This is a genomic window from Caulobacter sp. GW821-FHT12D05 (assembly GCF_058807295.1).
In genome coordinates this window covers 838,110-850,343 of record NZ_JBXAQO010000003.1, presented here as the reverse complement: position 1 = coordinate 850,343, position 12,234 = coordinate 838,110, and the positions used below count along the sequence as shown (strand labels likewise).

General features: G+C 69.2%; 13 protein-coding genes. 8 read left to right on the top strand and 5 right to left on the bottom strand.

The features are described from left to right. Positions 1–126: 126 nt before the first annotated feature. Genes AC1RRR_RS16890 through AC1RRR_RS16880 form a run of 3 tightly spaced genes read left to right on the top strand, consistent with a single transcriptional unit; the run spans position 127 to position 2,728 of the window. On the top strand, positions 127–774 hold the full coding sequence (locus AC1RRR_RS16890; RefSeq protein ID WP_492814881.1) for a class I SAM-dependent methyltransferase: 648 nt from the start codon (positions 127–129) through the stop codon (positions 772–774). Then, entirely contained in the window at positions 771–2,024 is a 1,254-nt protein-coding gene (locus AC1RRR_RS16885) for a flagellin modification protein FlmF (protein ID WP_492814879.1), read from the top strand. The genes AC1RRR_RS16890 and AC1RRR_RS16885 overlap by 4 nt, the downstream gene beginning before the upstream one ends. After that, positions 2,021–2,728, top strand: coding sequence for a WbqC family protein (locus AC1RRR_RS16880; RefSeq protein WP_492814877.1), 708 nt, complete (start codon positions 2,021–2,023; stop codon positions 2,726–2,728). Before AC1RRR_RS16885 ends, AC1RRR_RS16880 begins: the two co-directional genes overlap by 4 nt. On the opposite strand, the gene AC1RRR_RS16875 is transcribed toward AC1RRR_RS16880, so the two are convergent. Further along, positions 2,725–4,182, bottom strand: a complete 1,458-nt coding sequence (locus AC1RRR_RS16875; RefSeq protein WP_492814875.1) for an alpha/beta hydrolase — start codon at positions 4,180–4,182, stop codon at positions 2,725–2,727. The two genes, AC1RRR_RS16880 and AC1RRR_RS16875, sit on opposite strands and share 4 nt — an antisense overlap. A 111-nt stretch (positions 4,183–4,293) precedes the next feature. Here AC1RRR_RS16875 and AC1RRR_RS16870 point away from each other — a divergent pair, with 111 nt between their 5' ends. From AC1RRR_RS16870 to AC1RRR_RS16855, 4 genes are all read left to right on the top strand, one after another. Continuing rightward, a complete protein-coding gene (locus AC1RRR_RS16870) occupies positions 4,294–5,751 on the top strand; it encodes a LytR/AlgR family response regulator transcription factor (RefSeq protein ID WP_492814873.1) in 1,458 nt (485 codons plus the stop codon). Between the two features lie 15 nt (positions 5,752–5,766). Continuing rightward, positions 5,767–6,627, top strand: coding sequence for an SDR family NAD(P)-dependent oxidoreductase (locus tag AC1RRR_RS16865; protein ID WP_492814872.1), 861 nt, complete (start codon positions 5,767–5,769; stop codon positions 6,625–6,627). 65 nt (positions 6,628–6,692) lie between these two features. Beyond that, a complete protein-coding gene (locus AC1RRR_RS16860) occupies positions 6,693–7,889 on the top strand; it encodes a DUF418 domain-containing protein (protein WP_492814870.1) in 1,197 nt (398 codons plus the stop codon). Then, complete coding sequence (locus tag AC1RRR_RS16855) at positions 7,889–9,061, top strand: DUF418 domain-containing protein (protein ID WP_492814868.1); 1,173 nt, start codon at positions 7,889–7,891, stop codon at positions 9,059–9,061. Before AC1RRR_RS16860 ends, AC1RRR_RS16855 begins: the two co-directional genes overlap by 1 nt. On the opposite strand, the gene pseI is transcribed toward AC1RRR_RS16855, so the two are convergent. The 4 genes from pseI to AC1RRR_RS16835 are packed head-to-tail and all read right to left on the bottom strand — an operon-like array spanning position 9,058 to position 10,998. Then, positions 9,058–10,110, bottom strand: a complete 1,053-nt coding sequence (gene pseI, locus AC1RRR_RS16850; protein WP_492814866.1) for a pseudaminic acid synthase — start codon at positions 10,108–10,110, stop codon at positions 9,058–9,060. The genes AC1RRR_RS16855 and pseI overlap by 4 nt on opposite strands. Before the next feature lie 59 nt (positions 10,111–10,169). Beyond that, complete coding sequence (locus tag AC1RRR_RS16845; RefSeq protein WP_492814864.1) at positions 10,170–10,445, bottom strand: hypothetical protein; 276 nt, start codon at positions 10,443–10,445, stop codon at positions 10,170–10,172. Next, positions 10,442–10,774, bottom strand: coding sequence for a DUF5615 family PIN-like protein (locus AC1RRR_RS16840; RefSeq protein WP_492814862.1), 333 nt, complete (start codon positions 10,772–10,774; stop codon positions 10,442–10,444). The genes AC1RRR_RS16845 and AC1RRR_RS16840 overlap by 4 nt, the downstream gene beginning before the upstream one ends. Continuing rightward, positions 10,771–10,998, bottom strand: a complete 228-nt coding sequence (locus AC1RRR_RS16835; RefSeq protein ID WP_492814860.1) for a DUF433 domain-containing protein — start codon at positions 10,996–10,998, stop codon at positions 10,771–10,773. The genes AC1RRR_RS16840 and AC1RRR_RS16835 overlap by 4 nt, the downstream gene beginning before the upstream one ends. 123 nt (positions 10,999–11,121) lie before the next feature. Here AC1RRR_RS16835 and trxB point away from each other — a divergent pair, with 123 nt between their 5' ends. Further along, positions 11,122–12,129, top strand: coding sequence for a thioredoxin-disulfide reductase (gene trxB, locus AC1RRR_RS16830; protein WP_492814858.1), 1,008 nt, complete (start codon positions 11,122–11,124; stop codon positions 12,127–12,129). The last annotated feature ends 105 nt before the right edge of the window (positions 12,130–12,234 follow it).

The following is a 12,234-nucleotide window of genomic DNA, read 5'->3' as shown; positions in this document are numbered from 1 at the left end:
CGCGGCCGCGCCACCTCCCCCAGGAGGGGGAGGAGAAGCCAAGGCCACGCTGCGACAATGCGTCCCGCGCCCGTCCATCATCGTTAACAAAGTATTCGCTGCTTCGGCCCGACTCTCCCGGCCACCATGCGCGCCCTGCCTGACATCCGCGGTCTCAAGTATCCGGACGAGTTCGTCATCCGGCACTTCTTCAAGCGTGGCCTGCACCGCAAAACCGGCCGCGTCGTCGAGCTGGGCGGCGGCACGGGCAACAATCTGTCGCTCTATGCGACCTATGGCTGGGACCTGACCTGCGTCGACTATTCGGCCGCCGCCCTCGAAGACTGCCGCTGGAACCTGGGCGACGACGTCACCCTGATCGAGGCGGACCTCTCCAAGGGCCTGCCGGACCTGGGCGACGCGCCGATCGACGTGCTGCTGATCCCCAACCTGCTCTGCTACCTGACCAACGCCCAGGCCAAGGCCGTCCTGACCGCCGCCCGCGAGCGGCTGGCCCTCAACGCCGAGGTCTTCGTCCGCACCCGCCTGACCGACGACTATCGTTGCGGCAAGGGCGTGGAAGAGGAGCCGAACGGCTGGCGCCTGGCCACGCCAGAGACCGGCGAGGCCGGCCTGTTCAACCTGTTCTACACCGAGCAGGGCCTGGTCGACCGCCTGGTCGAGGAGCTGGGCCTCACCGACATCACCGCCCTGAAGGTGGCGTTCGACAACATCCAGGACGGCGTCCGTGTCGCCCCCAACAGCGACCTGGTCGTCTGGGGCGCGGTCTCGTGAGTGATCGCATCCGCATCGTCGGCGGCGGCCTGACCGGCATCCTGGCCGCGTTCGAGGCCCACCGCCTGGGCTGGCGCGACATCACGATCCAGGAGCGCTTCGAGGCCCTGGGCGGCGTCGCCCGGCCCAAGATCGTCCACGGCGCCGAGATGCGCGACGGCTGCGTCTATTTCGGCGGAGCTGGGGACCCGATCGTCGACACCCTGACCGCCCACGGCGCCAAGTTCGAGACCTTCGATAACCGCTTCGGTTCGCTCAGCACCGGGGCCGACGGCAAGCGCGTCTTCACCTGGGACTTCGGCGGCCCGGCCATCGACGCGCCCGCCGGCAAGGTGGCCAAGCCCGCCGACGACAGCCTGGCCGCGCGCCTGGCGGCCTATCCGCCCCAGATCGCCGCCACGCTGGAGGCCTATGTCCGCTGGCACCTGGAAACCGACCCGGCCGTCATCCATGGCGAGGCCGCCATTCCGCTGGCCATCAACCGCGTCTTCCCGGCCGCCGCCGACCTGACCGCCCTGGCCAGCGCCAAGGCGAGCGATCCGTGGGCGGACGAGCTGTACGCCATTCCGCGCGGCCTGTCGGGCCGCACCGCCAATGTCACCGCGACCCTGCCGGCCGGCGGCTTCGCCAAGCTGTTCGACGGCCTGCACGGCGCCCTGACCAAGCTGGGTATCAAGGTCGAGCTGAACTGCCTGGTCCCGCCGCGCCAGTTGATGACCCAGGACGACCCCGATGAGACCATCGTCTGGGCCGCCAACCCCACGCCGCTGTTCAAGCCGATGGGCCTCTCCACGCCGTCACTCGTGAAGAAGAGCTTCTTCACCTATGTCTACGCGGTCGAGGCCTTCGACGGCCCCTGCCCGGTCTATGTCCAGAACTTCACCGCCCAGGGCGCGACCTTCCGCGCCTATCTCTATGAGAGCGGCGGCCAGACGCTGGTGGTCGCCGAGTGTGTCCGCGAAGCCGATCTCAAGACCCTGCCGACCGAGCTGCGCACCCTGCTGTCGGGCTTCGGGTCGCTGAAGCTGGGCCCCATGGTCCACAGCGACGCCCAGCCGCGCTGGATCTACCACTCGCGCGCCGCCATCGACGGCCTGACCGCCCTGCGCGGCAAGCTGACCGAACGTTTCGGCGGCCGCTTCATCCCCGGCGCCTGGGAGCCCTACGCCAAGAGCGCCAAGCTGGCCGAGGTCAACGCCGCGCTCGCGGCGGCGCGTGAGGCCGCCCCGCTTCTGGCCCGGGCGGTATGAGCCCGCACCACCTGCTCCGGGCGGCGGCGATCATGCAGCCGACCTATCTACCCTATCTCGGCTATTTCCAGCTGATGGCCGCCAGCTACGTCTTCGTCTTCCTGGACGACGTGCAGTTCGCTCGCCGCTCCTGGCAGTCGCGCAACCGCATCCTGACCGCCCAGGGCGAGCTGATGCTGACCGTGCCGGTCAAGAAGCACGACCGCGACACGCCGATCCACGCCATCGAGATCGACGACAGCCAGCCCTGGCGCGACAAGCACCTGGCCGCCATTCGTCACGCCTATGGCAAAAGACCGTTCTTCGAGGAGGGCTGGGCCTTCGTGTCCGAGCAGCTGGCCAAAGAGCGCGACGGCAAGCTGGCCGACCTGACCTGCGGCATGGCCCAGGCGGCGGCGCAAAAGCTCGATATCCAGACCCGCTTCGTCCGCGCCTCTACGCTGAATGCCGGCGGCGCGCGCTCCGAGCACCTGCTGAACCTGTGCCGCGCCGTCGAGGCCGAGGAATACGTCTCCCCGATGGGCTCGGCCGACTACATGGAAGAGGACGGCGTCTTCGTGGACGCCGGCTTCCCCGCGCGGTTCCAGGCCTTCCGGCTGGCGGAATACCCGCAAGGCGGCCAGCCCTTCACCCCGTACATGGGCTTCGTCGACGCCCTGATGAACGTCGGCTGGGACGGGATGAAGGCGCTGGTCCGGGCCTAAGCCAGCTTGAACTTCGGCGGCGGCAGACTCAGTCGCGCATCGGCCACGGCCTCGCCCGCGAAGAACTTCACCAGCATCCCCTGCACGTCGGGATGGGCCTCGAAGACATTGTGGCCGGCGTTCTCGACCAGCACCCGCGACTTGTGCTGGAACTGGGCCGCCACCTCGTCCTGCTCGGCCAGCGGCGTGCGGCCGTCCAGTGAGCCGGCGACCAGCAGGGCGGGCTGCTCGATGCGCAGCGGCGTCCGGAAGGTCTCGCCCAGGTCGACGCCCGGCACGGCGCCCAAGAGCTGCGGCATCGGGAAGTTCAGCGCCGAACCCACGACGGCGGTCTTGGCCTCGCGCCGCACCAACGCCAGCTTGGCCGGCGAAATCCCGGACGCCAGGTCCGTGGCCTCGGGCATGCCCCGGAAGCTCAGCCAGTCGGCGACATCGCCCATGAACGGCGCCAGGACGTCGGTCTTGCCCGCGTCCAGCGCCAGGTACAGGGCCGGCAGCATGGCCAGGGTGTGGGGGTTGGCGATCAGCCCGCCCGCCAGCATCTGGACGCCGAAGCCGCCCATCCGGATCTCGCCCGGCGCGCCATTGATCTTGACCTTGGCCAGAGCCGGCTGAGCTTCCAGCCGCTTGTGCACGCGGCGCATCAGAGCCGGCAGGTCGGGGATCGCCGCGCGAGCGGCGGGGTCCGCGCCCAGCAGGGCGTCGACTTGGCGCAGCAGCGTGTCGACCCGCGCCGGCCGCTTCACGGTCTGGTCCTGGCCCTCCAGGCTGGACAGGGCCACGCGGCTGACCCGGTCGCCGTGCCGCTTGAGCACGCTCAGCGCCAGGTGCGAGCCGTAGCTGGTGCCCCACAGATCGATCGTCTCCGCGCCCAGATGGCGGCGCAGGTCGTCGATGTCGTCGGCGTTCTGTTCGGTGTTGTAGCCGGTCATGGCCACGCCGGCCCGGGTCCAGTCGACCCAGGCGCTCTGGAACTCACTGCGGAAATAGGACGTCAGCCCGGCCTCAGTGAACACCGGCGGCGGACGGGTCGAGGCCGGTCGCTCGGGGATGCTGGTCGACAGGCCCGTGCCGCGCTGGTCGAAGGCGATGACGTCGGCCACGGCGCGCAGGGCCATGAAGATCGGAAAGCGCGGACCGCTCGCCGCGCCCGTGCCCTCGCCGCCCGGACCACCCGCCAGATAGACGATCGGCGGACCGGGCTTGGCCGCCGTCGAGGCGAACCGCACATAACCCAGCCGGATCTTCCGCGAGCCCGGCAGGCGGCGATCCTCCGGGACCTCGAAGAAGCCGCGCTCGGCGTCGACCTCCTGGCCGCGCCAGCCCTTGAAGCGGAAGGGACCGGCCTGCGTCGGCGACAGAACCGACGGAAGCGCCTGGGCCAAGGCCAGGGTCGGAAGGGCGAGGCCGGCGGCGGTGAGCAGGGCGCGGCGATGAAGCGAGGTCTGGGTCATGCCGACAGCTGAGCCGTCCGGACCGACGTCCGCCACGCCGCTTCGGTCAATGGCGCCCCTGCGTCGGTTAATGGCGGCGCATCTCGGCGAGCGGCGCCTTACAGTGACGCCATGTGGCGAACCCTGCTTATCGGCCTGCTCCTGGCCTTCCTTACGACCCTGGCCCGAGCGCAGGACCTGTCATGGCAAGCCTGCCATGGCGCGGCCGTACCGGCTGGTCCGATGCTGAGCGACTGCCGTCCGGTCCAGGATTTCGTCGATCCCCAGGGCCGCGAATTGTGGATCCGCGCCACGATCGCCGCGCCGAAAGACACACGGCCACACGCGCTCTATGTGGCGGGAGTCGCCTCGTCCGAGATCTGGTTCAACGGCCAGCGCCTGGGGGCCAACGGCCGTCCTGGCGCCACGGCGCGAGACGAGATTCCCGGACGCTACCAAGCGGTGTTTCCGATCCGCGAGAGCGCCTGGCGGACGGACGGGAACACGCTGGTGCTGCGCCTGTCGTCGTTCCACGGCGGCCTGCCGTTCGCCCGCCCGATGAGCGCGCTGTTCGTCATGCCCTATCCCTATCCGCAACGCACCGCACTGCTGGCCATCACCTTCGTGGCGGCCGGGACCCTGCTGGCGGCGGCGTTCGGCTTTGGCGTCATCCACGCCATGCGTCGCACCGGGTCCAGCCTGATCCTGGCGGCCATGGCCGGGGTCTCGGCCTTGCAGGCCATCGTCGAGAGCCTGCGGCCGCTGTTCGACTATCCCTATCCGCTGCACGCCTGGCGGATGAGCGCCATCTGGGGGCTGGCGGCGGCCTTCGCGATCCTGCTGGCGGCCTATGTCACGGCGCGGTTCCTGCCCCGAGCGCGGGGTCTGGTCATCGGCCTGGCGCTGGGCGCGGTCGGGGCCACGGCCCTGCTGCCAGGCTTCGACATGAAGACGGTCTGGGCGCTGATCCTGGGCGTGATCCTGGCCGCCGTCCCCGCCGCGGCGGGCGTACGCCAGCGCGTCCCCGGCGCGCGGCCGACCCTGGCCTGGCTGGCGCTGTTCCTGGTGCTGGCCTTCGGCTTTCCCGAGTGGCTGGCCGACTTCTCCTACTTCCTGCTGGCCGCCATGCTGGTGCTGCCGTTGCTGATGGTCGAGGTGGTGCGCCTCTCCCGCGACGACCGCGGCCGCGAAGCCGCCCTGACCCGCGCCGCCAGCCAACCCGACCGCCTGACCGTGGCCTCGGCGCGGGGCGTCGAGCTGGTCCCAACCGCCGAGATCCTGGCCGTGGTCGGGGCCGACGACTATGCCGAGCTGCGGCTGGCCGGCGGTCGCAGCCTGCTGCACGCCGCCCGCCTGGACGGCTTGGCCGCCCAGTTGCCGGCGAACTTCCTGCGCGTCCACCGCTCGGTGATCGCCAACCTGGCCCACGTGCAGCGCCTGGAGCGCGACGGCGATCGCTGGCGGCTGCACTTGAACGAGGGCGCGCCCCTGCCGGTCAGCCGCTCGCGCCAGCCCGCCTTGCGCGAGGCCTTGGACGCGCCGCCGCCCCCTAGCGAACAGCGTTCACTTGCCCCATCCTCCGCCGTCTAGCGGGAGGGCTCACCCATGCTTCAGAAGAAATCCGTCGTCGTCACCGGCGTCTCCACCGGCATCGGCTGGGGCGCGGTCAAGGTGCTGGTCGCCAGGGGCTTCCACGTCTTCGGCAGCGTGCGCAAGGCCGCCGACGCCGAGCGACTGAAGGCCGAGTTCGGCGACGCCTTCACGCCGCTGCTGTTCGACGTCACCGACGAGGCCGCCGTCCGCGAAGGCGCCAAACAGGTCGAGGCGGTGCTGGGCGGGGCCACCCTGGCGGGCCTGGTGAACAATGCCGGCATCGCGGTGGCGGGGCCGTTGCTCTACCTGTCGCTGGACGACTGGCGCCAGCAGCTGGAGGTCAATCTGACCGGCGTGGTGATCGCCACCCAGGCCTTCGCGCCGCTTCTGGGCGCGGGCGAGGCGCGCGTCGCCAACCCCGGCCGCATCGTCAACATCTCGTCGGTCGGCGGCCGCAACGCCAATCCGTTCATGGCCCCCTACTGCACCACGAAGTTCGGACTGGAAGGCCTGTCGGAGTCGCTGCGCCGCGAGCTCTTGCCATTCGGGGTCGATGTCGTGGTGGTCGCGCCGGGCGCGGTGGCCACGCCGATCTGGGACAAGGCCGACCAGGTCGATGTCACGCGTTACGCCAACACCCCCTACGCCACGGCCCTGGATCGCCTGCGCGCCTACATGCTGCAGATCGGCAAGGCCGGCCTGCCGCCCGAGGCGATCGGCGAGGCCATCGCCACCGCCCTGACGGCGGCCAGGCCCAAGGTCCGCTACGTCGTCTCGCCCTCGCCGATGCAGGTGCTGATGACCGAGATTCTGCCCAAGCGCACCCTAGACCGCGTGGTCGGCAAGCGGCTTGGACTGCTGCCAGAAGGCTAGATTTAGACTTGTAGTTCAACCCTGGCGCGCCCAGCATCGCTGCGTGAGGCTGAGGGGAATCACGCATGCAGAAGGATCGTATCGTCCTGCTGGACAGCCTGCGGGGCCTGGCGATCCTGGGCATCCTGATCTGCAACATCCCCGTGGCCTTCGAACCCGAAAGCGTGGCCGAGAGCGTGCCGTTCTGGCCGCACGGTCAGGCGCCGGCCAGCCTGGCGGTCTGGTGGGTCACCCAGGTGTTCTTCCAGCAGAAGTTCTACACGCTGTTTGGCATGCTGTTCGGGGCCTCGATCCTGCTGATCGGCGGTGAAGGCGGCGATCGCGACCGCACGGTGATGATCGTCAAGCGACTGCTGGCCCTACTGGCCATCGGTCTTTTCCACGGCCTGGTCCTCTGGCAGGGCGACGTGCTGAGCTTCTACGCCCTGATCGGCCTGGTCGCGCTACTGGCGAGGGGCTGGCCGGCGTGGCGGCTGCTCACCGTGGGCATCGTGCTGCACCTTGGCGAATATGGCTGGAAGCTGTGGCGCACCCTGGGTCACGCGGCCCGCTTCGACCAGCCGTTTCCGGCCGACCTGACCGCCCGCATCGCCAAGGAAGCGGCCGCCGAGACCGCCCGCTTCACCGGCGATTTCTCCACCTCGCTCAGCCAGAACGCCCACGGCTACTGGGGCTTCCTGGTCGAGTCCTGGTCCTGGCCGCCGTTGTGGCCGCTGACCGTTCTGGCCCTGATGCTGATGGGCATGGGCCTGTTGAAGCTAGGAGTGCTGAAGGGCGAGCTGTCGCCGAGCGCACACAAGGCCCTGGTCGCCATCGGCCTTGGCGCCATGATCGTGGTCGCCGCGCCCCTGAGCCTCTATCTGGCCGTGCCGTCCAAGCCGATGATGTTGGGCGTGCTAGGTCGCTGGCTGCAAGGCCTGACCGCCCCGGCCGTCAGCTTGGGTTACCTGGCGCTGCTGGCCCTGGCCTTGCGCCATCAGGTGTGGCGCGCCATCCCCGCCGTGCTGGCCCCGGTGGGCCAGATGGCCTTCACCAACTATCTGATGCAGTCGGTGATCATGACCGTGATCTCGTATGGCGGCCGAGGGCCTGTGCTGTACGGCAAGCTGGATCGCCCGGCCCTGGCGGGGATCGTCGCCATCATCTGGATCGCCCAGATCCTGTGGTCGCGCTGGTGGCTGGACCGGTTCACCATGGGGCCGCTGGAATGGCTGTGGCGCCTGGCCTATCGGGGCCCCGCGCCCCTGCGACGGGCGGCCTGATGGAGGACAAGAACCGCATCGCCCTGCTGGACAGCCTACGCGGCCTGGCGGTGCTGGGCATCTTCCTGTGCAACATCCCGCTGGCGGCCGAGCCGCACGCCGTGGCCACCAGCCTGGTCGACTGGCCGCACGGCATGGAGCCAGCTTCAGTCGGCGTCTGGTGGGTCACCCAGGTGTTCTTCCAGCAGAAGTTCTACACCCTGTTCTCGATGCTGTTCGGCGTCTCGATCCTGTTGGTCGGCGGCGAGGGTAAGGAGGGTCTCCTCCTGAAGCGCCTGCTCAGCCTGCTGGTCATCGGGGCCCTGCACGGGGCGTTGCTGTGGAACGGCGACGTGCTGACCTACTACGCCCTGATCGGGCTGGTCGTGGCCCTGGCGCGGAACTGGCCGGCCTGGAGGCTGCTGGCGGTCGGCATCGCGCTGGACCTCTCCATGTCGCTGGCCACCGGCTTCAAGATCATCGGTGAGACCATCGACCCGCCCGTGCCCCAGCCCCCCGACCTGGCCGCCCAGGCCATCGCCGGCGCGCGCTACGGCGGGACCTTCGCCCAGTCCCTGGCCCAGAACCTGGCCGACTATCGCCAGGTGCTCGAACACGTCTGGCTGCAGTGGCCGTCGAACTGGCCGCTGACCGTGGCCGCGCTGATGCTGATGGGCATGGGCCTGTTCAAGCTGGGGGTGCTGAGCGGCCGCATCTCGGCCGGCGTCTGGCGCGCCCTGGCCGCCGCGGGCCTGTTCGCCCTCCTGATCGCCGCCCTGCCCTTCGCGCTGTATGTCGCCGCGCCGGACCATCCCGACACCCTGTGGGACCTGGCGCGCTGGATCCAGCGCGCGACGGCCCCGATCGTTGGCCTAGGCTATGCCGGCCTGCTGGTCCTGGCGGCCCGCTCTAAGGTCTGGAAGATGATCCCCGGCGCCCTGGCCCCCGTCGGCCAGATGGCCTTCACCAACTACATCGCCCAATCGGCAGTGATGACGGTGCTGTTCTACGGCGGCCGAGGCCCGGCGCTCTACGGCAAGCTGGACCGCCCGGCCCTGACGGCGATCGTCGTGGCGACCTGGGCGGCGCAGATCCTGTGGTCGCGCTGGTGGATGAGCCGGTTCGCGATGGGCCCGCTGGAGTGGCTGTGGCGCTGGGCGTACCGGGGGCGAACGCCCCTTAGGCGCGCCTAGCCCACCATCGACCAGTCCAGCGGCTCGCCGCGCGTGATGTCGCGGGTCGCGGTCTTGCCCAGGACGTTGTCCAGCTCGCCCGGAGGCAAGCCGTTGCCGGGGCGGACCGAGCGGATGTTGGCGCGGGACAGCGGCTCGCCAGCCTTAATGTCGGCGGTGACGTACAGCGAGCGGCGGAAGAGCAAGGACCCCTGCTCCGAACCCAGCACGTCGTAATGCGCCGCGCCCAGAGAGGCCCAGGCGTTCTTGGTGTCGTCGACCAGCGCCTTGAACTCGGTGGGCTCAAGGCTGAAGGCGGCGTCCGGGCCGCCATCGGCGCGGGCCAGGGTGAAGTGCTTCTCGACGCAGCAGGCGCCCAGCGACACCGCCGCCACCGAGGCGGCCGTACCGGGCGTGTGGTCCGACAGCCCGATCGGGCAGCCGAAGCGGGCGGCCATATCTGGGACAGTACGGACGTTCGCGTCAGCGAACGTCGCGGGATAGCTCGACACGCAGTGCAGCAGCAGCACGCCCGGCGCGCCGGCTAGCAGCGCGGTGTCCAGGGCGGTCTGCATCTCTTCGAGATTAGCCATGCCGGTCGAGATGATCAGCGGCTTGCCCTTGGAGGCGGCGTACTTGATCAGCGGCAGGTCGACGGCCTCGAACGAGGCGATCTTGAAGGCCGGCGCGCCCAGGCTGTCCAGCAGGTCGACGGCGGTCTCGTCGAACGGGCTGGAGAAGATGGTCACGCCGCGCTGCTTGGCGCGCTCGAAGATGGCCGCGTGCCATTCGAACGGGGTGTGGGCCTCTTCGTACAGCTCATACAGCGTGCGCCCGTCCCACAGGCCGCCGTGGATCTTGAACTCGGGCCGGTCGACGTCCAGCGTGATGGTGTCGGCGGTGTAGGTCTGGATCTTGATGGCGTCGCAGCCGGTGTCGGCGGCGGCGTCGACCATCTGCAGACAGCGCTCGAGGCTGCCGTTGTGATTGCCCGACAGCTCGCAGATCACATAGGGCGAGTGCGCGGGGCCGATCTTGCGGCCGGCGATCTCGATGAAGGGGGCGGACATGACGGATCACCCGAAAACGTGGTTGCCGTCATCTTAACCCCGAAAAGGTGGACGAGGCGTCAATCGCCGCCGCCACAGCCTCCGCCGTCGCCGCCACCGCCGTCCGAGCCGCAGTCGGAGCCCGTCGAGTTGCTGGCGTCGCTGGTGAAGGTCCCGCCGTCGCCGCCGGTGTCCTTGGCCTTGTTGGCGCTCGGGATCCCCATCGAGACCACGCCCAGCCCGCCGCCGATGGCGACGCCCAAGCTGATGCCCAGCGCCAGGTTGTTCAGCGCCAGCCCGAAGGCCACGCCGATGGCGACGCCCAGGCCCAGCCCGATCGGAAGTCCGGCCTTCATCGTCCCACCTCAATGATCGTTACGTCGCTGGCCAGGACACCGGACAGTTCAGACCAAACCGTCTCGAATCTGGCGATCAAGGCGTCGCGTCGTATGTTGCCAAATCGGACCCAAAGGATACGCGCCCTGGGCGTTCGGGCTAGCGCCCAGTCCACGAAATCGCGGTCCTTGGTCACGATCATGGCGTCTTCCGCGATCGCCAACGCCCAGATGTCGGCGTCAGGCGCGTCCCCCAGGTCCGCATCGATAACGTGGCGGGCTTCATGACCCTTCGAACGCAACCAGGACGCCAGAGCCGGCGGGAGTTGAGCGTCGACGAGGAATCTCAAGCGGCGACGACGGCGGTGTCGCTCACCGCCGCGGCCGCATAGGCAAGCGCGGCGCGAACGTCATCGGCCTCGAGATAAGGATAGTCTTCGATGATCTCCGCCGTGGTCATGCCATTGGCCAGCATTTCCAGCACGTCCTGAACACGGATCCGCAGGCCGCGAATGCACGGCCGGCCTCCGACCTTGCCAGGTTCAATCGTGATGCGTTCCAGCAACGGGTTCATGGTCACAACATAACGCCAATGGCGAAGGGCCGCCACCAAGCTGAAAAGACCTCGATGCGGCGTGAGTTTTTCACCACTTTCAGCCCATCGCCTCGCGGCGGAATCGACACTATATCTGCGGCCATGTCCACGATCGCTCCCCGCCAAACCCGCTGCCTGATCATTGGTTCGGGCCCCGCCGGCTACACCGCCGCCATCTATGCTGCCCGCGCGCTGCTCAAGCCCGTGCTGATCGCCGGCATCCAGCCCGGTGGCCAGCTGACCATCACGACCGATGTCGAGAACTATCCCGGCTTCGCCGACGTCATCCAGGGTCCCTGGCTGATGGACCAGATGCGCGCCCAGGCCGAGCACGTCGGCACCGAGTTCGTCAGCGACATCGTCACCTCGGTGGATCTCTCCAAGCGTCCGTTCGCGGTGAAGACCGACAGCGGCCAGGACTGGATCGCCGAGACCATCATCATCGCCACCGGCGCCCAGGCCAAATGGCTGGGCATCGAGAGCGAGAGCAAGTTCCAGGGCTTCGGCGTCAGCGCCTGCGCCACCTGCGACGGCTTCTTCTATCGCAACAAGGACGTCATCGTGGTCGGCGGCGGCAACACCGCCGTCGAGGAAGCGCTGTTCCTGACCAGCTTCGCCAGCAAGGTGACCCTGGTCCACCGCAAGGACGAGCTGCGGGCCGAGAAGATCCTGCAGGAGCGCCTGCTGGCCCACCCCAAGATCGAGGTGATCTGGGACAGCGTCATCGACGAGGTCACCGGCCAGACCGACCCGATGGGCGTCACCGGCGCTCGCCTGAAGAACATCAAGACCGGCGAGACCCAGGACGTGGCCGCCGACGGCGTGTTCATCGCCATCGGCCACGCGCCGTCGTCGGAGCTGTTCGCCGGCCAGCTGGAGGTTGGCCCGGGCGGCTATCTGAAGGTCAAGCCGGGCACGGCCTCGACGGCGATCGAGGGTGTGTACGCGGCTGGGGATGTGACGGATGACGTCTATCGCCAGGCGGTGACCGCGGCCGGCATGGGCTGCATGGCGGCGCTGGAGGCGGTGCGGTTCCTCGCGGAAGAGGACCACAAGGCGGCGCATCATCCGATTAGCCATGCGGAAGCGAACAAGATCGGGGTTTGGTAGTTCACTGATCTCACCTCCCCCTCTGGGGGAGGTGGCCCGGAGGGCCGGAGGGGGCAGCTCGGCTTAGGCCGGCGAGGGGGGGGGGGGGGGGGGGGGGGGGGGGGG